The following is a 22,524-nucleotide window of genomic DNA, read 5'->3' on the forward strand; positions in this document are numbered from 1 at the left end:
ACGGATAACATGAAAAGAGTACTTTTATTTATTATTTTTTGTTTTTCAAGCACACTTCTAGCGCAAGTTAAGTTTGAAGCAGAGGTTAGTAAAAATACTTTGGGGCTCAATGAACGGGTTCGTATAGAATTCTCCATGAATGAAGATGGAGATAATTTTGTGCCTCCAAATTTTGAAGCTTGTGGTTTTCGTGTGGTTGGTGGACCAAGTCAATCCATAAGCCAATCATGGATTAATGGACGTAGTTCTTTTCAAAAATCGTATTCCTATATTTTACAGCCATTGCGTAAAGGAAGTTTGGTCATCAAACAAGCGGTTATCGAAATAAATGGGCAATTGTATAAAACTTTACCCATCCGTATCAATGTGACCAGTGCGGTCAATTTGCCGAACGATCCCAACGAACCTCCAACAGTCAGAGCCGACGACAATTTGTATTTAGTAGCCGATATTTCTAAGACAAATCCTTATGTAAACGAACCCATAACGGTGGTTTATAAATTGTATTTTAGTTACAATATTGGCATCAGCAACTGGAGGGAACTCAACAAACCCAAATACAATGATTTTTGGAGTCAGAACATTGATATCAAACAATTGGTTGCCGAGGAAGGGCTTTTTAAAGGAGAACGCTACCGTTATGTTGTGTTAAAAAAGGCGGTGCTATATCCACAGAAAGCAGGTAAATTAGAAATTGAACCCCTTACTATGGACATCGACTGTCAAGTTCCTAGAGGGAGACCAAACTTTTTTGGTCAAGTGCAAGTTGTAGACGACAGTAAGCGTGTTTCTGCGGGAAGTAAAGTGATTCAGGTCAAACCGCTTCCTGAGGCAGGAAAACCTGATAGTTTTACAGGAGCTGTGGGGAAATTTAATTTTAGAGTAACTCCGTCAAAAACTACCTTGAAATTTGGAGAATCATTAGATTTGGATGTGCGTGTTTCAGGTACTGGAAACTTAAAATTATTCAGTTTACCGAAACCCGAAACCCCCTCTAACTTGGAGGTTTACGACCCAGAGCATACGGAGAATGTTACTACTCCATTGACAGGCATGACGGGAATCATCGCTGATAAATACACGATAATTCCTCAAGCAAAAGGCAATTTTCCAATTAAACCTATAAAATTTACCTATTTTGATTTAGACACTCATTCTTATAAAACCTTGGTTTCGACAGAAATTATGCTCAATGTATTGGATGGTCCAGGGCTTTCAAATGTGAGTCCGGCACTAACTGAACATCATGAGCGAACGGTCAACAAAACGTTTGCTTTTATCAAACAAAAAGCAACATTAAAACCTATGGAAACCGAAGATTTCTTGGGTTCGGGTTGGTTTTACACTTTATTTATAACCCCTTTCTTAGCCATTCCAGCGTTAGTGTTCTTACGAAGAAGAAAAGAGGCTTCAGCATCAGATGTAGTGGGGAATAAGATTAAAAAAGCTAATGCTTTGGCAAGAAAACATTTGGCAGAAGCCAAAAAACATACGGCAAATAAAGAACTGTTTTATGTTGCCCTTGAAAAAGCGATGCACAATTTCTTGAAGGCAAAATTGAATATGGAAACCTCAGAAATGAATAAGGAAACCATCACGACCTTACTATTATCCAAAAATGCAGAAACCTTTGTGGTACAAGAATTTATTGAATTGACTGAAAGTTGTGAATTGGCAAGATATGCTCCTACCACCACATTCTTAATTGAAAAAGACTATGAAAAAGCCGTTCAGATATTGTCTAATCTAGAAAAGCAAATTTCTTAATCGTTAAAAAAATGAAAAACTATTTTTATATCCTTTTTTTGATGGTTCAGGTAGCTTTGGCCCAAGACGCCTTTAAAGAAGGAAACCAAAACTACCAAAACGAGCACTACCAAGAAGCGATTACCAATTATGAAAGTATTTTAGCTTCTGGAAAACAAGCGCCCGAAGTTTATTTTAATCTCGGAAATTGTTATTACAAATTACACAAAATAGCCCCTTCTATTTATAATTACGAAAAAGCTTTGGTGCTTCATCCTAATGATGCAGAGATCCAAACCAATCTCGATTTTGCGAGAAAAATGACGATTGATGACATTAAAATTGTTCCTAAAGTTGGGTTTGCCAAACTTTTAGAAGATATTACATCAACCTATCACTATGATGGGTGGGCTTGGATTGCTATCATTTTAGCTTTTGTTTTTCTCGGATTTTTTGCAGGGTATTATTATGCGAATGCAACACAAATCAAAAGAGTATTTTTTTCAGGAATGTTTGTGGTATTGTTTATGATTATTTGGAGTTTGTTTGCCGCACTTTATGAAAAAAATCGAATTGCTGAAGATCGTCCCGCTATTGTTTTTGCTGATGTTGCCCCAGTTCGTGGCGAGCCTAAAATATCAGCCCCCGAATCCATAATCCTTCATGAAGGAACAAAAGTATACGTTTTAGAACAGATTGCTAATTGGAAAAAAGTACAACTTACAGATGAATCTACAGGGTGGATTCAGGAAGATGCGATAAAAGAGTTGAAGTAGTTGTCAGTATTCCATTCTCAGTTATCCATAAAGCTTGTCATTCCGTAGGAATACTTATTTTGAAAGAACGCTTTTTTCTAATTTTAAGCTGTACTATTTTTTGATAAGCTTACATGAGGGTCAAGATAGTTTTTTATTATTCATAAGTTGATAATATCTTATAGGCTGAGTACTAAGAATTGATTACTAAACACTAGATTTCAAATCCTTAAACCAATTGGTTAATACCGGTAACATGACATCGGATGTTTTCATAACAGGTTTGTAGAAGATGGATTTTTCTTGAGTAGCTTTTGAAATCAATAAGTTATTAATATTGATTTTTTGAAATAAACTAAGAATGACTCCTAAGTACAAGGTGGTTTTTAAGACTGCAAAAAAAGCTCCCCCGAGTTTATTCAACCATCCTAGAAATAATTGGTTTGCAAATTTTGATAAGATTTTTGCTAAAAAATGAATCCCAATCATTACTAAAGCAAGGATCACGACAAAAGCAAAAACTTTTGCGGTTTTACTGGTTCCAAAAACAGAAGAACACTTTACTGCAATGAATATTCCAATAAAAAAAGAAACCATAGAAGCCAATTCGATGACAAGTCCATTTCGAAGACCACGAATGAGTCCAAAGACTAAAATAGCGCCTAAAACAATATCAATAAATCCCATAATAGTAAAAATAGTCAGCGGTAAAGATATGAGAAAATAGAAAAGGGAGCAAAGCAAATAGATAGTAAATGTGATATATTTGCAGTAGAATAGAAATTCATAGTAGAATAGGCTCTTTCGCTATGCTTTTTTCATTAAAAAGAAATCATGTCACGAGATATACAATTAAAAGAACGTTGGGAAAAAGTTGTCGAAATGCTATCTAATCAATTTTCTGAAGGAGATACACTCGATTTGGATGCCATTATTTATTTAATAGGAGTGCAAGAATTGGGTCAATTCAAACGTGTTTTTTCAAAAGACGAAAAAGTCAATTTGATGCACATTGCTATTTGCCGATTACTCGAACCTTATGGCTTTTATGAATTTGATTATTTCGATAAAGATGGATGGCCTCATTATCGTGTAAAAGAAGTGTTACCTTCCTTAAAAGCTGGGGAACAAGCTATATTGATGAAAGATGCCATCGTAAATTATTTTATAGAAAAAGAACTTATAGATTAATATAATTTTTATTGTAAGGGTAAGTCGAGACTTGCCCGTACAATAAAAATTCCTAAATTTGCGACTTCAAAGTACGACCGATGATAGACAAGATTAAACAACATATTGAGGAAGCTCAAGCATTCAATGAAAAAAACAAAGAAGCGTTAGAGCAATTTCGAATCAAATATTTAGGCAGTAAAGGCTTACTGAAAGAATTATTTGCTGAATTTAAAAATGTTCCAAACGAACAAAAAAAGGAGTTTGGACAGGTTATCAATACGTTAAAGTCGGTTGCTGAAGAAAAAGTTAAAACGATTCAAGAAGAGCTTGAAAATAAAGAAGAAGCTAAAGGGATTTATGGCGATCTCTCTCGACCAGGAGAACCCATTGTGTTGGGATCAAGACATCCTATTGCCTTGGTAAAAAACCAAATCATCGATATTTTCTCTACAATCGGATTTAATGTTTCCGAAGGCCCAGAAATTGAAGACGATTGGCATAATTTTACCGCATTAAACTTGCCAGAATACCACCCTGCCAGAGACATGCAGGATACATTTTTTATACAAACCAATCCCGATATTTTATTGCGTACACATACCTCTTCGGTGCAAGTGCGATATATGGAAAACAACAAACCTCCTATTCGAACCATTTCTCCTGGAAGAGTATTTAGAAACGAAGCCGTATCGGCACGCTCTCACTGTATTTTTCATCAAGTAGAAGGTTTGTATATTGATAAAGATGTGTCTTTTGCCGATTTAAAGCAGACCTTGTTGTACTTCACTAAGGAAATGTTTGGAAAATCCAAAATAAGATTGCGTCCAAGTTATTTCCCTTTCACAGAGCCAAGTGCCGAGATAGATATCTATTGGGGATTAAAAACCGAAACCGATTATAAAATCACCAAAGGAACTGGTTGGTTGGAAATTGGTGGTTGTGGAATGGTTGATCCCAATGTGTTGAAAAATTGTGGCATCAATCCCGATGAGTTTTCTGGATTTGCATTTGGAATGGGTATTGAGCGTATTGCAATGTTGTTGCACCAAATTGGAGACATCAGAATGTTTTTTGAAAACGATGTTCGATTCCTAGAGCAATTTAAATCAAGTATATAATTATTGTTGAAAGTCAAATATCATAAAGTCTTAAAGAAATTATGAGACTCTTAACTTTTGACTTTTAAACGTTTGACTAATATGAAAGCAGACATTACAATTCCAAAAGTAGAAAACGTTTTCCTAGCCGCCATTAAAGAATGGAACGATGACTTCATGGAAAAGGTTTGGAATGTATATCTAGTCAACGATTCCGATTTTGATTTGGAAAGCGTTATGGTTGTTTCAAAAGCGTTTGGGACTCTAGATGGCGAGATGAAAAAAACCTCCTTATTGCGTCATGCGTTTGTGAAAGTGCCCGCCGTTTCTGTGGTTAAAGTAGAAATGATCGAAAAAAGTGTTTTGGCCTTAAACAACGAATTTATGATTACTTATTTCATAGGAAATACCCTCTATGACAAAAAATTTACTTTTAGAAAAAATACCATCAACGAACGCGCCACAGAAGAAGTGCCAATTCTATTTGTGAATGGAGTGATTGTACGATGATGATTACGATTTTATTCAATTTAAAACCAAAGCACTTGCACTATTGCGAGTGTTTTTTTTGTGTTTGCATGCTTCATCATAACATAAGCTTTAAAAATTTTACTGTATATTTTTCATTCTGCTTGCTAATGGTTATAAAAAAATAGCGACCTCCTTGAGATCGCTACCTTAAATATATTTACGAATACGTATTATCCGTTTAAAGCTTCTGCACCACCAACAATTTCTAGAATTTCTCCAGTAATGGCAGCTTGACGCGCTTTATTATACGTTAATTTCAATTGATTTCTCAATTCTGTGGCGTTGTCCGTTGCTTTATGCATTGCAGTCATACGTGCGCCATGTTCAGAAGCATAAGAATCACGAATGGCTTTGTATAATTGTGTTTTTAAAGATTTTGGAATCAAGGTCAACACAATTTCTTCTTTTGAAGGTTCAAAAATATAATCTCCAGAAGAAGTACTTGAAGTCTGTACAGGAGCTAAAGGTAAAAATTGTTCTCTTTGTACAATTTGAGTTGCAGCATTTTTAAATTGATTGTACACCAATTCAATTTTGTCATAAGAACCAGAAACAAACAACTGAGTAAGCTCATCTGCAATTACTGCAGTATGTTCAAAAGTTAAATGATCAAAAATTTCGTTATGCTGTCCAAATTCGTTATATATTTTTCTTAAAGCATCACCGCCTTTTTTACCGATAGTATACACATCAACTTGTTTTCCTTCGTAACTATCAGCTATGGTTTTCACTTGTTTAATTACGTTCGAATTAAAAGCCCCACATAATCCTCTATTTGAAGTAATTGCAACGATAAGAACTTTCTTAACATCTCGTTGATTCGTATAACTTCCTCCTATCTCACCATCAAGTGTTGCGCTTAATCCTTGTAATAATTCAGTCAATTTTTCGGCATAAGGACGCATAGCTGTTATAGCATCTTGCGCTTTTTTTAACTTTGCTGCAGAAACCATTTTCATCGCCGATGTAATTTGCATCGTAGACTGAACGGATGTAATTCTATTACGGATTTCCTTTAAGTTTGCCATTTTTAATGAATAAAAAGTAATTAGTAAATAGTGAAAAGCTAATTCTATTCACTATTTACTAATTCACTGGTTTAATTGTATTTTGCTGAAATTTCTTTTGCTGCTTTTTCTAATACATCAGTAATTGTATCATCTAATTTACCCGCTTTCAAAGCGTTCAATGTATCTTTATGCTTGTTATTCATGTATTCGATAAAATCTTTCTCGAATTCTTTAATTTTAGAAACAGGAACGTTTCTTAATAAATTTTTAGAACCCACATAAATAATAGCTACTTGTTCTTCTACAGGATAAGGATCATTAACGGCTTGTTTTAATATTTCAACATTACGTTTTCCTTTTTCAATTACATTAAGCGTAACAGCATCTAGATCAGAACCAAATTTAGCAAAGGCTTCCAATTCACGGAATTGAGCTTGATCTAATTTTAAAGTTCCAGAAACTTTTTTCATGGATTTGATTTGAGCATTACCTCCCACACGAGATACAGAAATACCAACGTTAATTGCTGGACGTACTCCTGAATTAAACAAATCTCCATCCAAGAAAATTTGTCCATCTGTAATCGAAATTACGTTGGTAGGAATATAAGCAGAGACGTCACCAGCTTGGGTTTCGATAATAGGTAATGCGGTCAAAGAACCACCTCCTTTAACGATACCTTTCAAGTTTTCAGGCAAGTCGTTCATGTTTTTAGCGATATCATCGTCAGCTATCACTTTACAAGCTCTTTCTAACAAACGAGAGTGTAAGTAAAATACGTCTCCTGGATAAGCCTCACGTCCTGGTGGTCTTCTTAACAACAAAGATACCTCACGATATGCAACCGCTTGTTTAGATAAATCATCATAGATAATCAAAGCAGGACGACCTGAATCGCGGAAATATTCTCCGATTGCAGCCCCGGCCATAGGAGCATAAACTTGCATTGGAGCAGGGTCAGAAGCATTGGCAGCCACAATAACGGTATAAGCCATAGCTCCTTTTTCTTCCAATGTTTTTGCGATGGCAGCAACTGTAGACGCTTTTTGTCCTACTGCTACGTAAATACAAAATACAGGCTGACCAGCATCATAAAATTCTTTTTGATTTAAGATCGTATCAATACAAACAGTTGTTTTACCTGTTTGACGGTCACCAATAACCAACTCACGTTGTCCTCTTCCTACAGGAATCATCGCATCGATTGATTTGATTCCGGTTTGCAAAGGTTCTGTTACAGGTTGACGAAAGATTACACCTGGAGCTTTACGTTCCAAAGGCATGTCATATAATTGACCTCCAATGGGTCCTTTACCGTCAATAGGTTCTCCTAAAGTATTTACTACACGGCCAACGATTTGCTCACCCACTTTCAATGAAGCAATACGTTGAGTGCGTTTTACTGTAGAACCTTCTTTAATCCCTGTTGAAGGGCCTAAAAGTACAACCCCAACATTATCTTCCTCAAGGTTAAGTACAATCGCCTCCAATCCGTTTTCGAATTGAACCAACTCTCCGTATTGAGCATTTGATAATCCATACACACGTGCGATACCATCTCCCACTTGTAATACAGTTCCTACTTCTTCCAAAGATGCACCTGATTCGAAACCAGATAACTGTTTCTTTAATATTGCTGAAATTTCAGCAGGTTTAATTTCTGCCATAATTTTATAATTTTCTTCCTTATTGTTAATATTTATGCCTATGAAAGGCATCTTTTTGTATCTAAACGATACTATTTACTTAGCAAATTCTCTTTTTAATTCTGATAGCTTTGCAGCAACAGAAGCATTATATTGTTGATCCCCAACTCTCAATATAAAACCACCAATAATTGATGGATCTACAACGTTTTGTAGGGTTATCTTTTTATTAGAAAATTGAGCCACTTTAGCTAATACTTTAGATTTTAAATCATCAGTAATTGGAAATGCCGTGGTTACTTTGGCAACCTCAATACCATTACTTTCATCATACAATCTATTATATTCTTTTGCTATAGAATTCAAGATTTCAAATCGTTTGTTAGCAGCTAATAAATCGAATAAATTGACTGTTTCAGATTGAACATCAGAAAATATTTCTCCAATAGCCGATCTTTTTTTATCTAATTTAATAACCGGACTTGCTAAAAAAACACTCAATTCATGACTCCCACGAACAGTCGCCATTATCGACATCATGTCAGCATTCACCGCTTCAGCTTTTCCTGAAGATTGAGCAATATCTAATATTGCCTTAGCATATCTTATTGCAGCTCTAGACATAATTTTAGTTTAATTTTGCATCGTCAACCATCTTCTCAACCAATTTGGTTTGAGAATCTTTATTTGACAATTCGTCTCTTAATACTTTTTCAGCAATTTCTAATGATAATGAAGAAACTTGCATCTTCAAATCAGCCATAGCAGCATTTTTCTCACTTTCTATAGCGGCTTTAGCCTGCTCAATCATTTTTTCTCCAGCAGCAGTAGCCTCTGCTTTGGCATCATTAATCATTTTTTCTTTGATTTCACGCGCTTCTTTTAGCATTGCATCACGTTCCGCTCTTGCATCAGCCAATAACTTTTCATTATCAGACTTTAGGTTCTGCATTTCTTTCTTAGCATTCTCGGCGGATTTCAAGGCGTCTTTAATTCCTTGCTCTCTTTCATTTACCGCATCAAGAATTGGTTTCCAAGCAAATTTTTTCAAAAGAAAAATTAATGCAATGAATAAAATGGTTTGCAAAATAAACAAGCCTAATGAAATATGTCCAAATAATTCTTCCATTTTCTGTGTATCTTTTAATAATTACTTTTAATTAAGTAACAAAAGTTGCAACCAACCGTTACAACTTTTGTCATAAAAATTACGATGCGAAAATTGCAGCGAATCCAATTCCTTCAATAAGAGCAGCTGCAATAAGCATAGCTGTTTGAATTTTTCCAGTAGCTTCAGGTTGACGAGCAATAGCGTCCATTGCTGATCCTCCGATTCTACCAATACCAATTCCAGCTCCGATTACAACTAATCCTGCTCCAACGATTCTAGGGATTTCCATATAATATGTATTAAAAATTAAACATTCAAACTGATTAACGATTGAAGATTAATGATTTTTGATTTCTGAAAACTGAGATCTTAAATCTTAATTCTTAAATCTAGTGAGCTTCTTCGTGATGATGCTCTTCTGAAGCAGCACCAAAATATAATGCTGCCAACATTGTAAAAATATAGGCTTGTAATAATGCAACTAAAACTTCTAATAAAGTTAAAACAAATGATAATAAAAATGCCAAAGGACTTCCTACTACACTATCTGCTTTATACATTAATGCAATCAAACTCATTAATACTACGTGACCTGCTAACATGTTTGCATATAAACGAATCATCAATGAAAAGGGTTTGATTATAGTTCCTAATAATTCAATCGGAGCTAAAACAAATTTCATCAATACGGGAACTCCTGGCATCCAAAAAATATGTTTCCAATAATATTTTTTAGCTGTAAATGTTGTAATAAAATAAGTCATAAGTGCCAAGGCTCCTGTAATTGCTAAATTTCCAGTAATGTTAACCCCTAGCGGAGTCAATCCAAAAATATTAGAAAACCAAATAAAGAAAAAGATAGTTAATAAAAAACTCATGTATTTTCTGTAATGCGCCTCACCTATGTTTGGAATTGCAATTTCATCTCTAATATAAATTATGATGGGTTCAAAAAATCTTCCAACCCCTTTTGCAATCGAACCGTTCTTTTTGTATGATTTTCCTAAGCCAGCGAATAATAAAAACATCAAAACACTCACTATAAAAATCATAAAAAAACTTTTAGTGATAGAAAAATCTAGCGGTTTTTCGTTCTGTATTTTCCCTTTAGTGTTTTCTGTTATTTTTCCATTTGAATCGGTTTTATATATTTTACCATCATGATGGCTGATTTTGTAATAATTACCTCCGTCTTCTGCAACCTTCTCACCATGTTCAAATTTAGATGAAGAAAAAACATGTAATCCATTATCCCACAAAATCACTGGTAAAGGAAAGCCAACATTATGCTCAGCATTTTTCCCATAAGAAAAAATATGAAAATCATGAGAATCTAGTAAGTGATGTTGAATAAATTCTTTTCTTTCTTCGTCCTTTTTTTCATCCTTAGACAATACTTTCATTTCTGAATTGTTTTCAACTGTATTACCTTTTTTAGTTACTTCAATTGTATTAGTAGAATTAGCATTACTAGTTAATGAAAAAAAAGCAACTAACACAACGAATAGATATTCAAATGGTTTTTTCGAAAACACCATAACTTAAAATTTTCTTAATTTTTACTTCTGAAATTTGGTGCAAAAATACAATTTAAATTAATATTAAAAAGTAATACTTTTATTTTTTTAATAAAAAATCAGTTATTCGAGAATTTAATGTTTTTTATTTAAGATTCTTATCGCAATGATGGTTTCTATTGTTAAAAATAAAGCAAAAGTGATAAAAAAATTTATTTTTTCAGGTGATAGTATTTGTTTTTGATCTTGCAGAATAGGATAAAGTAAGCCATAGGCAAGTACCATCTTTATACTTGTTAATAATAGAAATGTCTGTCCTACACTATCTATATTTTTTTCACTCATTCGAGTTAATATAAGAATAATTGTTATGGAACAAGAGAAAAAAAATAAATAAAGAGTACTAACAGCATATCTAAAATTAATTGAAATTGTTTGGTTATTACTACTTAAAAAAAACAACTCATGGAGTACAAATACCAATAATGATAGTACAAAAGTTTCAAGAATTGGACGATATTTAGTGCTCATTTTTATTATCATCCATTGAATTAATTTCTTTTAATTGCCTATTTAAGTTATAAAAAGCTAAAACTACGCCAAAAAGTGTGAGTGTTTTTATGTATACATTCTGTTTGTTAGGGTAATTTTCATCTAACCAATTTCCTGCTTTTGCAAAAAAATAAATAACTGCTCCCATTTGAAACGGCATGGATATCAGAGCCAACCATTTATTACGTTGTCTCTTATGTGGATTGCTCATGTGATATGTTTTTTACAGGTGGTCGCATCACACAAGAAGCACTAAATTCGGCGCCTGGCTCTACGGCCAATTTCCCGCAAATTACCTCACCCAATACAATCGATTTTGATTTTAAATTTAGCATTTCTAATACTTGAATTTTTCCATCAAATTTTCCTTCGATATCACAACTTTTACAAATTATGTCGCCTGTAATACTTCCCGCAGGACCAATAACTAACTTCCCTTTGGTTTCAAAATTACCTATCAAATGACCGTCTAATCGAAAATCGGCGGGTGAAACAATAGTTCCTTTTATCGTTGTCCCCTCAACAATTCTATTGGTTTTTCCTAATAAATCAGTATATGATTTTGCTTTTTTTTCAAACATAATCTACGGTTTTTTTGGCAAATCTGAATCGGAAGGCATCATTCTTTTCGAAGAAGAATCCTCTGTATTCATTTTATCCTTTGCAAAATTTTGTTGCATCTCTACTTCCTTGGCATTCTCATTGTTTGAATCATTTTTGGGAGTTTCCTTTGTTTCCTCCTTTAAATTATCATTCAAATCTTCATTGGGAATGACAATGTTACGCATCACAGGAACGATAGGTTTTTTTATCCATTCTCCAGAAATATATTCGTCTATATTTTTCTTTACTTGTACTACTTTATAGTTTTCATTGGAAATGATAATAGCAGGTTCGTCAATTTTATAATCTTTGTATTCTTTCAAGACTTGCGCTATTCCTATGGCATTGTCTAACTCCTTAATCCCATGTATGACTATAAAATTTTTATCTATGGTATAAATATCGGTAGAAACTTTTAACTTATCGATGGTTCGTTCTTTGGCAAATTGGGTCACTTTTGCCAACAACTCTTTTGTTTTCTTTGCGTTCAAATCGTCTGCTTTATACAAAATATTCCAAGACAACGGAAATTCAGAATTAAAAGACAACGACTCCAAATAAGGAATACGAACAGCTATAAACTTTTCAGTTGATTTACCTTCTTCGGTATTTGGATAGGTCAAAGCGACGTAATTTAATGCTTTCTTATATTCGTCAAGACCTTTAAATTTTCCCACAAGTTGTGCTTTTAACAATTCAAATTTAGGCTGATATTCATCCCCTATATATTGGGTTATGGCTGCCTCAACTTTTGGAAGCATGTCTCGGTAATTTTGATTTTCATATTCTTTGTACAGCATATGATAGGCAACTTCTGGTTCGGAACTTGTGTTTTGGTTTGTATTAGGATTACTAATAATCTGAGCATATCTCGAATCAGGATACTGTGCCAAAATCTTAGACTTCATCGCAGCCGCTTTATTTTTATCTGTAATTTCATAGATCTTATACAAATTATACATTGAAGGCAAAACCAAACGTTCTTGTGGTTTATTATCTAATAATTTTTCGAGTTTATCGGCTGCTCTTGGGTATTCTTTAAATTTTTCTTTATAAATAACACCCAATTGATAATAGGCAAAGTTTCTTTCTGTATGAATACTATCCAATACTTTTGCATCTGAGGGGATTTTCTTTAAGTAGAAATCTGTTGTATATTTTGGGTCTTTTTTATCAGTATCTCCTGAATCATCTTTTGTGGTATCATTAGCATCATCAGCATTCGAATTTTCCTTTACCGCTTCTTTAGAAATTCTCCAGTTTTCAACATGTGGTCGATCGCCCCATTTTTCCTTAAATTCAATTTTACCTAAAGCTACTGTTGAAGCATTGTAAAAATAAAACGTGCTCGCATCACTTGAAGCTATAAAATCTTGATTTGAGGCATCGTCTTTTGGTTTGGTATCAATATTGGCATCAGAAGTAGTTTTAGCAACCAATTCTTGTTGCTTTTTCTCATCTAATTTTAACTTATCGATATACATTTTAAAATAAGTCTCTCTAGCAGCAGGAGAGAACGCAACTAATTTCAAAATACTATCATTGCGTTGTGCAATTCCTTCATATTTAATAACATCGTCTAAATTTTGACGCTTTTTAGTTATTAATTTATATTCACGAGTTCTCGGTTTTAAGTTTACAAGGGTACTATCAAAATATTTACCAGCGGTTACATATTTTGCTTTGTCAAAATAAATGGCTGCAAGATTTCTATAATTTGACGCAATCATATAGGTGTCTTGACTTTTTTTTCTAATAGACTTGTTATAGTATTTTATCGCTTCATCAGGTTTTTTCATTTGATCATAAAACAACCCCATTTGATGGTTTAATACATCTAAAAAAGGTCTGTTTTCTCGGTCTTTCAATAAGTCTTTAAATTTTTTTACAAACACAACGGTATCCCCTTTTTTAAAATCAAATTGCATGGCTTGCCTCATGTGTGCATGGATGACATATTGCCGTGCCGATTTCCTTTTCATATCAATCACTTCTTGATATTTCATAAAGGCACTGTCTTTATGCCCCATTTTTTCATACAATTGCCCTAAAATAAATCGGTAACGCGATTTTTCTTCATTCGATTTTGTAAATTCCGTAGCAATTTTTAGTTTGGCAACTGCTTTTTCATTTTCATCCAAATTTAGATAAGCTTGCGCTAGTGTCGCATTGGCATCGGCAAAAATTTGATCTTTAACCTTTATTTCTGTGAGTAATTTATTAAGATTAGAAACTGCCAAGGCATCGTTTTCAAGACGCATATTTGTTTTCTCTCTCCAAATTTTAACTTCGCTTAATTTGTTACTTCTTGGATATTTATACAAAACATAATTAAATGCTTCTAAAGCAGGTACAAATCTTTGATTGTAATATCGTGCTTTCCCTAAAAGCAAATGCGCTTCATCCATTTGAGGGTTTTTCTCCGAACCTTCTATATACATAGAGTGTTTTTGAACCGCCATAGTGGCTTTTGTTTCTGCCTTTTCGAAGTTTTGATTTTTAGTTTGGTTTGAGGTGGCAGCATCCTGAACTTGCATACGTTCTACCGGAAGCAGTTCCCAAAAATTATCTACATATTGTGCTTTTAACTCCACAATGCCTTTATCTAAGGCAATACCTCCGTTGTATAATATGTTATCTTTGGTAGTAAGTGCGTTATAATTTCTAGAAACAAAGGTGTTTCTCTTGGTTGAACAAGCCACCATTAAAATGAAAGCTGCCGTGAATAAGGTATATTTTAATCTGTTTTTTTTCAAGGTAAAAACGTTTTAGTAACTAACTCTAAAAATTCAATTTTAGTATATCTAACTGGTAAAAGTACGTTTCTTTTTGATATGTGAAAAAAAAATGAAGACTTTTTAAAAAAAATCCGTTACATCAAAAGAAGTAACGGATGAAATAGTGTTTGTTTTACACGGCAAAATATGCCTCGAGTTCTTTTAGTGTTTCGGGATTGGTTTCAATATCTTTAACAATATCGCCTTTGTTGAGTACAACAATTCGATGACACACTTCCACCGTGTGTACTAAGTCATGACTTGAAACTAAAAGTGTAACTTCGGGCTGTTCTGCCAATTCTTTAATTATTTTTTTTAAACGATTTACAGTGGTCGGATCTAAATTCGCAAAAGGCTCATCCAAAATAATCACAGACGGATTACCTATAAGTGCGGCTATAATTCCTACTTTTTTCATATTTCCCTTCGATAAATCACGTAGGTACTTTTTGCTATTCAAGATTTCTCCATTAAAAAATTCTTCATAACGTTGTAATAACGCATCGACATCGGCTTTGTTTTGTCCTCTCAAATCTCCTATAAAATAAAAATACTCTTCGGCAGTTAAATAACCAATCAAAAAGGTCTCATCAATAAAAGCCGAAGTAAAAGGTTTCCATGCCTCACTAGTATTGACTTGAATATCATTATTTTTAATTTGCCCAGAACTCGGCGGAATTAAATCTAAAAGCAAACTAAAAAAAGTCGTTTTACCTGCTCCATTATTTCCTACCAATCCAAAACTTTGTCCTTTAGAGATTTCTAAATGAGGTATATTTAAAACCTTCACGCCATTAGCATAGGTTTTAGATAAATTTGACACGTGTATCATTTTGTTGTTTTTTTATTCGATTAATTCTTTTTATATGCGGCAATAGTGGCATATTTCTCGCTTTTATATATTTTCTCAATCATAGTAAAGACGGCTCCTCGGAATGCAAACCCAAGAATTCCTGCGACCAATACCAGTAACATGCCCATTGTTTCTCCTGAAATACTTTTCCCTAAAACATATAATAAGACAGGGACAAGTAATTTTGGAATAGCAATCAACATTGTTTTAAAATTAATCGCTTGTTTATCTCCAAAAGCTTGTCTGGCTTGAGCTAAATCAATGGGCGTTTTTACAAAAGCACCTCCTAATAATACCATGTGCGAATTGACTCCTATGTTATAAACAGCTCCAACTAATATTAAAAAATAAGCATGCCATCCCAAATATATATAAAATGAGGCAAGCAAAGTAGAAATTAAGGTTACAATAACCACAAGCCACCATTTAGAACTTAAATATTCTTTGTATTGAATGTTTTGACTCATCATGAGTTGGTAATATGCACTGTCCCAACTGGGAACAAATTGCCCGAAAGTAAACAAAAAGCCTCCTGAAACAAAAATACCTGCAAAAATACCCATAAATTCGGGTTGCTTCGGATTGTTAAAAAACAACAACCCATAGAATAAAAAAATAAGACTGGTCACTAGGGTCATTCTAGAACGCTTGTTGCGTTTAATCAATCGGATGTCGTTTTTTAAAAATGTGCCAAGTGTCCCAAATTGGTTTAACCAATTGAAATTTTCTGTTTTGGCCACTTCGCTTTTTTTTGCTAATCCTTCGTCTAAATTTAGATGATTTTTAAAGAATTTAAAAGCAAAATAATAGGATGATAAAGTAGCTACAATTGGAAGTAAAAACAAGTAATTTGTGTGGTACATCGCTTCAAAAAAAGGTGCACAACTATCGGTAATATTAAAAAAACCATAATATTGAGCCACACCACAACCCAATAGTACCAACAAGACTATATAAAAAATACTATCTTTATTATTAATCAACACATTGATAAAATTGGATGTCAATATAATACCAAACATACCCAAATGCCATTGAAGGACTTCCGCAATTGGGGCATTGTTTCTTATAAGCATTACAGAAAATGGAATAAAGAAAAAAGCATTCAACCAATTAAAGAAAGACAAAAGGGTTTTTAATAATGCGTAGTGAACTATATGATTCTTGGCTATAGGTAAAGGCATTAAGGGTCTGATATTCATCACGGGCATTTTTTGCATAAAATAGCGCACAATGAGTTGAATTGTAAAAAAATAAATCAAAAATTTATTGACCGTTTCTATCGGATTGAGTCCGTTTTCTTTTAAAATAGGATAAATGGCAAAGCCTAAAATGGTAAAAGAAGTTATAAAATAGAGCGCTCCCAGAGCCATAAATACTTTAATAACAACATTGGTTCCAAAGGAAGCTGAACGAAAAAACGATTTCCACTCGAGCGTAATAAAATGTGTAAACATACTTAAAAGATTGATTGGCTATTGATGGCTAAATATAGAAAAAAAATGCATCGCTTTTATAAAAATTAGGCTAGCTAATAAAAATAAAAAAGAGACGGGTTTCGTCTCTTTTATAGGGTCGGTTGATTACCAAATTCGAACTCTTTTTTCAGGAGCCACATACATTCCGTCTCCTTCTTTGATATCAAATGCTTTAACAAACGTATCTAAATTAAGCAAGGGTACATAACCACGGTATTGTGCTGGTGAATGTGGATCTGTTTTTACTTGATTTTTCAAAGCTTCATCACGGATTTTTCCTCGCCAGATTGTGGCCCATGAAATGAACAAACGTTGTTCTGGAGTATACCCATCAATTAAGCCCGGATTTCCATTTTCTTTTAAATATAATTGTAAGCCGTCGTATGCCGCGTTAATTCCACCTAAATCTCCAATGTTTTCTCCAAGAGTAAATTTTCCATCAACGTGGATACCCGGTAGAGGTTCTAAAGCAGAATATTGATCAGCTAAAGCGCCACCAAGAGCGGTAAATTTTGCCATATCATCAGCAGTCCACCAATCCACTAAGTTTCCATCTGCGTTATAACTAGCGCCTTCATCATCAAATCCGTGTGAGATTTCGTGACCAATTACAGCTCCTATTCCTCCATAATTTACAGCTTCATCTGCTTTATAATCGTAGAAAGGAGGTTGTAAAATTGCCGCTGGGAAAACAATTTCATTATATGATGGATTGTAATACGCATTTACCGTTTGAGGTGACATGCCCCATTCTGTTTTATCCACGGGTTTACCCAATTTATCCAAATCTTTTTTCCATTGCCATTTTGAAACATTTCTCAAATTCTCAAAATAACTTCCTCCGTCTGCTGGACTTTTTACTACCAATGCCGAATAATCCTCCCATTTGTCGGGATATCCAATCTTGATGGTTAGTTTATTTAGTTTTTCTTTGGCTTTAATTTTAGTCGCTTCCGACATCCATGTCAAATTGTTGATTCGATTTTCATACGCACGAATAATATTTCTTATCATATTGTACGCTTTCGTTTTTGCTTCCGCTGGAAACATTTTTTCAACATACAATTTACCTAAAGCTTCGCCTACAGTACCATTTACAACTTGAAGTGCTTTTTCTTGTCTTGGTCTTTGTTTTAAAGCTCCCGTCAAGGTTTTTCCATAAAATTCCCAATTAGCGGTTTCAATAGCTGTTGTCAATTGACTTGATGCTCCACGCAACAACATCCAACGCATATAGGCTTTCCAGTCGTCAACTTTATTTTCTGTGAAAATCGTTTGTAACGCAGCCATATATCTTGGTTGTGACACGATAACTGTATCTAATTTTGCAATTCCAATTCCTTTGATGTAACTGTTCCAATCAATAATAGGGACCATTTTTTTCAAGTCAGCTATTGAAGTTGGATTGTATTGCTTTTTACTATCACGACGTTCAACACGGTCCAATCTTGGTTTAGACATCTCTATTTCTAAGGCTAAAATTTTATCTGCATCTGCTTTAGCTTGCTCTGGTTTTTCTCCTAAAAACTGAAGCATTTTAGCTACGTGAAGCACATATTTCTCTCTCTTTTCTTTAGAATCTTTGTCTTCTGAAACATAATAATCTCGGTCTGGTAACCCTAGCGAACCTGGCCCTAAACTCACCACATTGCGATTGCTGTCTTTTTCGTCAGCTCCAATTCCAAAACCAAAAAATCCTACGCCTCCCCCTACAGCTTCTTCTTCCATCATTAATTTTTGTAAATCTTTGATGTTTTTTACTGCATTGATTTTAGCTAAATAAGGTTGTATTGGGGCAATCCCTTGTTTATTGCGCGCCACTGTATCCATGGCTGCTTTATACATATTAATCGCTTTACCTTGGTCGGTATTAGATTGATACTTCGGATTGTTAATGGCTTCTTTTAAAATGTTTAACACATCTTTATCTGTATTTTGACGTAATTCATCAAAACTTCCCCAACGGGTTTTGTCTGCTGGAATTTCTGTGTTTTTAAGCCAAGTCCCATTTACAAATTTGAAAAAATCATCATTGGGACGCACCGACTTATCCATTAAATCAAGGTTTATTCCTGGTTTCTTTTGTTGTGCGCTTACTGGATGATAGACCAATAAACTTCCGGCAACAAGCAACCCGAATTTTAAATTGTTTTGAATTTTCATAATTTAATAATTAGTGTAGTTTGATAGTGTTTGTTTTAATAGGTAGTAAATCTGTATAATTTGTTACACCATACTTTTACATTCTATTTTAATCTCACAAAGCTAAAAAAAACCATTGAATTATAGTGAAAAGATTTAAATTCATTCTTGGTTTAGTGAATCATCATATCCTTTTGTATTTTTGTGAAAAATATAATATGAAAGCAAAACTTAAAGAATACAGAATATTTATTAGCTTTTTCGTAGTATTTTCAATCGTAACTATTACAGCGTTTTACACCGTTTTAAAACCTAAAAAAACATTGCCCATCTACAATCCTAGTGATGTGAATCCCGAACTAGTGGATTCTACCGTTCAATATGTCGCTCTTGATCATACTATTGCCGATTTTGCTTTTACCAATCAAAACGGAAAAATAATTACACAAAAAGATTATGCTGGTAAGATTTATGTTGCCGATTTTTTCTTTACAACTTGTCAATCCATCTGTCCCAAAATGACCAATAACATGGTTTGGTTACAAGATCAAATAAAAAATAATCCTAAAGTTATGTTATTGTCTCATTCGGTTACACCAGACATTGATAACGTTTCTGTCTTAAAACAGTATGCCCTAAAAAAAGGAGTTATTGATAGAAAATGGAATTTGGTTACTGGGAATAAAAAAGACATATACTACATTGCTCGGAAATCTTATTTGGCGGTCAAAACAGGAAAACCCTCTGAATTATATGACATGGTTCATACTGAAAATTTTGTTTTAGTCGATGCTAAAAGACGAATTCGTGGATTCTATGACGGCACCAATCTTGATGGCCCAACCGAACCCGGAATTAAAAACGTAAAACAGCTTTTAGAAGATATAAATTTCTTGTGTACAGAGGAAAACTAACAATTTAAACGCTTGAATCTTTAGAACAAAGGTTAAATATTCTCTTAAACTTGATAATTATCATTTATTTTTAATTTCAAATACATACTTTTGTATTTTAATTCAATCTAAATAAAGAAGTGCAACAAACTACAGCCGATCTTAAAATTGGGCAAAGAGGGATTATTCATGACCTCAATATTGATGAAATTCCATTAAAATTATTGGAAATGGGTTGCTTACCTGGTAATGCCATTGAGTTAATTCAGATTGCGCCTCTGGGTTGTCCACTTTATTTCAACGTGAATGATTCTCATGTTGCCATTCGATTAGAAACGGCTAAAGAAATACTTGTTATTCTTGAAAACGAAAATTAATGGCGAAAGAACTCATTAAAGTAGCTTTAATTGGAAATCCGAACACTGGGAAAACGTCTGTATTTAATCAACTTACAGGCTTACACCAACAAGTTGGAAATTATCCTGGTATTACAGTAGAAAAAAAAATAGGTACTTGTAAGTTATCAGAGACAACAAAAGCAACCATTGTTGATCTTCCAGGAACCTATAGTTTGAATGCAAGTTCTATTGATGAAAATGTAGTCATCGAATTGCTTTTAAATAAAAATGACGAAAACTATCCAGATGTGGTGGTCTTGGTTTCTGAGGTGGAAAATCTTAAACGAAATTTACTCCTTTACACTCAGATCAAAGATTTTGAGATTCCTACTATTCTTGTAATCAATATGTGTGATCGAATGAATCTTAAAGGAATAGAACTTGATATACCTTATTTAGAACAAAAACTAAACACCAAAATCGCTTTGGTTAGTTCTAGAAAAAATATTGGGATTGAAAAAATTAAAACGCTCATTCTTGATTATGAGAACCTCCCAACCACACCTTGTTTAAACGCTTCTTCAATCGATCCCGAATATTTCGAAAACTTAAAAAAAGCCTTCCCAAATCAGTTGCTATATAAACTATGGCTTATAATTACTCAAGATGTTAACTTTCTTAATTTAGAGCGAAATCAAATTCAAAGTCCTTTCACAAAATCGCATGCTGATTTAAAACGTTTGCAACAAAAAGAAACCATAAAAAGATACCAATTTATAAATGATACTTTAAAGATTGGTCAGAAAATTGATTTATCAAAAGCAACCGATATTAGAGCAAAATTAGATCGAGTGGTAACACATAAATTTTTTGGGTATCTGATTTTCTTTTTTATTTTGTTTGGTATTTTTCAATCGATCTTTGATTGGAGTAGTGTCCCTATGGATTTTATTGACCATTCGTTTGCTTCTTTAGCTAGTTATAGTAAAACTCATTTACCTGCTGGGGAATTCACCAATTTACTGAGTGAAGGAATTATTCCAGGAATTGGAGGTATTTTAATTTTTATTCCTCAAATTGCCTTTTTATTTTTGTTCATTTCTGTCCTTGAAGAAAGCGGTTATATGAGTCGTGTTGTTTTTTTAATGGATAAAATTATGCGAAACTTCGGACTCTCAGGAAAAAGTGTGGTGCCATTAATTTCGGGAACCGCTTGCGCCATACCTGCCATTATGGGAGCTCGAAATATTGAAAATTGGAAAGAACGACTGATTACCATTTTAGTGACTCCTTTCATTACTTGTTCGGCGCGCCTTCCTGTATATGCAATACTTATTGCACTAATTATTCCCGAAAAAAGAGTGTTGGGCTTTATCAGTTTACAAGGACTAACCCTTATGGTATTGTATTTATTAGGCTTTGGAATGGCTATTTTTTCGGCCTATCTTTTAAATAAAATTTTAAAGATGAACTCGAAATCCTATTTTGTAGTAGAGATGCCGAGTTACAAAATTCCATTATTCAAAAACGTAGCCATAAACATTCTTGAAAAAACCAAATCTTTTGTCTTTGGGGCTGGAAAAATTATTTTAGCCCTTTCTGTTGTTTTATGGTTTTTGGGTTCCCATGGGCCAAAAAGCACTTTTGGTCAAACAGAACGGATCGTTAAGAGCGAAATGGAAAGCGATGCCAAAACCTATGATGAGTCAACTTTAGAAAGAAAAGTAAACGCATACAAACTAGAAAATTCTTACATCGGAATTATAGGAAAATCGATTGAGCCTGCGATTAAACCTTTAGGTTATGACTGGAAAATTGGAATTGCTATTGTTAGTTCATTTGCTGCACGCGAAGTTTTTGTAGGTACGCTAGCTACAATTTATAGTGTACAAAATGACAATGAAAACGAAACATCCATAAAAGCCCAAATGAAACAAGAAAAAAGAGCTGATGGCACTTCACTTTTTAATTTAGCCACAGGAATGTCTCTCCTTTTATTTTATGCCTTTGCGATGCAATGTGTGAGCACTCTTGCCATTGTAAAAAAAGAAACCTATTCTTGGAAATGGCCCCTAATCCAATTGTTTTTTATGAGTGGCTTTGCCTATTTGACGGCGCTTGTAGCCTATCAACTATTTAAATAATGGGTTACAAATTTTTATTTAATAGACCTTTTTCATAACATCATTTAATTTTTCAATAAATCATGCAAAGTATCCTTGTTTATTTTTTCTTAGGAATTTCCTTAGCCTACTTGTATCAAAAGTTTTTTGGCAATAAGAAGTACTCAAAAAAAAAGAAT

Annotated in this window: 22 protein-coding genes; 8 read left to right on the forward strand and 14 right to left on the reverse strand. The window is 33.7% G+C overall.

The window, feature by feature from the left end; translation table 11 throughout:
• Window positions 1-9: 9 nt before the first annotated feature.
• Together CLV55_RS09345 and CLV55_RS09350 are read left to right on the forward strand one after the other, a co-directional pair.
• The gene (locus tag CLV55_RS09345; RefSeq protein WP_112113529.1) at window positions 10-1,767 is read left to right on the forward strand and encodes a BatD family protein; all 1,758 of its coding nucleotides are present in this window, start codon (window positions 10-12) and stop codon (window positions 1,765-1,767) included.
• An 11-nt stretch (window positions 1,768-1,778) separates the two neighbouring features.
• A complete protein-coding gene (locus CLV55_RS09350) occupies window positions 1,779-2,522 on the forward strand; it encodes a tetratricopeptide repeat protein (protein WP_112113530.1) in 744 nt (247 codons plus the stop codon).
• A gap of 186 nt (window positions 2,523-2,708) precedes the next feature.
• On the opposite strand, the gene CLV55_RS09355 is transcribed toward CLV55_RS09350, so the two are convergent.
• Window positions 2,709-3,188: a CvpA family protein gene (locus CLV55_RS09355; RefSeq protein ID WP_112113531.1), complete on the reverse strand. Its 480-nt coding sequence runs from the start codon at window positions 3,186-3,188 to the stop codon at window positions 2,709-2,711.
• A gap of 147 nt (window positions 3,189-3,335) precedes the next feature.
• On the opposite strand from CLV55_RS09355, the gene CLV55_RS09360 reads away from it, so the two are divergent.
• The 3 genes from CLV55_RS09360 to CLV55_RS09370 all read left to right on the forward strand — a co-directional run bounded on the left by CLV55_RS09360 (window position 3,336) and on the right by CLV55_RS09370 (window position 5,281).
• On the forward strand, window positions 3,336-3,692 hold the full coding sequence (locus CLV55_RS09360; RefSeq protein ID WP_112113532.1) for a hypothetical protein: 357 nt from the start codon (window positions 3,336-3,338) through the stop codon (window positions 3,690-3,692).
• A gap of 80 nt (window positions 3,693-3,772) precedes the next feature.
• Entirely contained in the window at window positions 3,773-4,792 is a 1,020-nt protein-coding gene (gene pheS, locus CLV55_RS09365) for a phenylalanine--tRNA ligase subunit alpha (protein WP_112113533.1), read from the forward strand.
• Between the two features lie 81 nt (window positions 4,793-4,873).
• The gene (locus tag CLV55_RS09370) at window positions 4,874-5,281 is read left to right on the forward strand and encodes a hypothetical protein (RefSeq protein WP_112113534.1); all 408 of its coding nucleotides are present in this window, start codon (window positions 4,874-4,876) and stop codon (window positions 5,279-5,281) included.
• 191 nt (window positions 5,282-5,472) lie between these two features.
• Here CLV55_RS09370 and atpG read toward each other — a convergent pair whose 3' ends face one another.
• The 13 genes from atpG to CLV55_RS09435 form a co-directional block, all read right to left on the reverse strand.
• Window positions 5,473-6,330 (reverse strand): ATP synthase F1 subunit gamma, encoded by an 858-nt coding sequence (gene atpG, locus CLV55_RS09375; protein ID WP_112113535.1) that lies wholly within the window; start codon window positions 6,328-6,330, stop codon window positions 5,473-5,475.
• A 71-nt stretch (window positions 6,331-6,401) separates the two neighbouring features.
• Window positions 6,402-7,979 (reverse strand): F0F1 ATP synthase subunit alpha, encoded by a 1,578-nt coding sequence (atpA, locus tag CLV55_RS09380; RefSeq protein ID WP_112113594.1) that lies wholly within the window; start codon window positions 7,977-7,979, stop codon window positions 6,402-6,404.
• Window positions 7,980-8,054: 75 nt separating this feature from the next.
• A complete protein-coding gene (atpH, locus tag CLV55_RS09385) occupies window positions 8,055-8,582 on the reverse strand; it encodes an ATP synthase F1 subunit delta (RefSeq protein ID WP_112113536.1) in 528 nt (175 codons plus the stop codon).
• A 4-nt stretch (window positions 8,583-8,586) separates the two neighbouring features.
• Window positions 8,587-9,087 carry a F0F1 ATP synthase subunit B gene (locus CLV55_RS09390; protein ID WP_112113537.1) on the reverse strand — a complete coding sequence of 167 codons (501 nt, stop codon included), beginning with the start codon at window positions 9,085-9,087 and terminating at the stop codon, window positions 8,587-8,589.
• A gap of 79 nt (window positions 9,088-9,166) precedes the next feature.
• On the reverse strand, window positions 9,167-9,358 hold the full coding sequence (gene atpE, locus CLV55_RS09395; RefSeq protein ID WP_112113538.1) for an ATP synthase F0 subunit C: 192 nt from the start codon (window positions 9,356-9,358) through the stop codon (window positions 9,167-9,169).
• A 100-nt stretch (window positions 9,359-9,458) separates the two neighbouring features.
• Window positions 9,459-10,607 carry a F0F1 ATP synthase subunit A gene (atpB, locus tag CLV55_RS09400; RefSeq protein ID WP_112113539.1) on the reverse strand — a complete coding sequence of 383 codons (1,149 nt, stop codon included), beginning with the start codon at window positions 10,605-10,607 and terminating at the stop codon, window positions 9,459-9,461.
• Window positions 10,608-10,721: 114 nt separating this feature from the next.
• The gene (locus CLV55_RS12795) at window positions 10,722-11,117 is read right to left on the reverse strand and encodes a hypothetical protein (RefSeq protein ID WP_146739557.1); all 396 of its coding nucleotides are present in this window, start codon (window positions 11,115-11,117) and stop codon (window positions 10,722-10,724) included.
• Window positions 11,107-11,349, reverse strand: coding sequence for an AtpZ/AtpI family protein (locus tag CLV55_RS09410; protein WP_112113541.1), 243 nt, complete (start codon window positions 11,347-11,349; stop codon window positions 11,107-11,109). Before CLV55_RS09410 ends, CLV55_RS12795 begins: the two co-directional genes overlap by 11 nt.
• Complete coding sequence (locus tag CLV55_RS09415; RefSeq protein WP_112113542.1) at window positions 11,333-11,719, reverse strand: bactofilin family protein; 387 nt, start codon at window positions 11,717-11,719, stop codon at window positions 11,333-11,335. The genes CLV55_RS09410 and CLV55_RS09415 overlap by 17 nt, the downstream gene beginning before the upstream one ends.
• A gap of 3 nt (window positions 11,720-11,722) precedes the next feature.
• A complete protein-coding gene (gene porW, locus CLV55_RS09420; RefSeq protein WP_245902703.1) occupies window positions 11,723-14,497 on the reverse strand; it encodes a type IX secretion system periplasmic lipoprotein PorW/SprE in 2,775 nt (924 codons plus the stop codon).
• A 154-nt stretch (window positions 14,498-14,651) separates the two neighbouring features.
• The gene (locus CLV55_RS09425; protein ID WP_112113543.1) at window positions 14,652-15,350 is read right to left on the reverse strand and encodes an ABC transporter ATP-binding protein; all 699 of its coding nucleotides are present in this window, start codon (window positions 15,348-15,350) and stop codon (window positions 14,652-14,654) included.
• Window positions 15,351-15,370: 20 nt separating this feature from the next.
• A complete protein-coding gene (locus CLV55_RS09430) occupies window positions 15,371-16,828 on the reverse strand; it encodes a DUF5687 family protein (RefSeq protein WP_112113544.1) in 1,458 nt (485 codons plus the stop codon).
• Between the two features lie 126 nt (window positions 16,829-16,954).
• Window positions 16,955-19,012, reverse strand: coding sequence for a M13 family metallopeptidase (locus CLV55_RS09435; RefSeq protein ID WP_112113545.1), 2,058 nt, complete (start codon window positions 19,010-19,012; stop codon window positions 16,955-16,957).
• A gap of 197 nt (window positions 19,013-19,209) precedes the next feature.
• Here CLV55_RS09435 and CLV55_RS09440 point away from each other — a divergent pair, with 197 nt between their 5' ends.
• From CLV55_RS09440 to feoB, 3 genes are all read left to right on the forward strand, one after another.
• The gene (locus tag CLV55_RS09440) at window positions 19,210-19,905 is read left to right on the forward strand and encodes an SCO family protein (protein ID WP_112113546.1); all 696 of its coding nucleotides are present in this window, start codon (window positions 19,210-19,212) and stop codon (window positions 19,903-19,905) included.
• 119 nt (window positions 19,906-20,024) lie between these two features.
• A complete protein-coding gene (locus tag CLV55_RS09445; protein WP_112113547.1) occupies window positions 20,025-20,261 on the forward strand; it encodes a FeoA family protein in 237 nt (78 codons plus the stop codon).
• A complete protein-coding gene (gene feoB, locus CLV55_RS09450) occupies window positions 20,261-22,366 on the forward strand; it encodes a ferrous iron transport protein B (RefSeq protein WP_112113548.1) in 2,106 nt (701 codons plus the stop codon). The genes CLV55_RS09445 and feoB overlap by 1 nt, the downstream gene beginning before the upstream one ends.
• The last annotated feature ends 158 nt before the right edge of the window (window positions 22,367-22,524 follow it).

The sequence above is a fragment of the Flavobacterium aciduliphilum genome, from assembly GCF_003268855.1.
GTDB lineage: Bacteria > Bacteroidota > Bacteroidia > Flavobacteriales > Flavobacteriaceae > Flavobacterium > Flavobacterium aciduliphilum.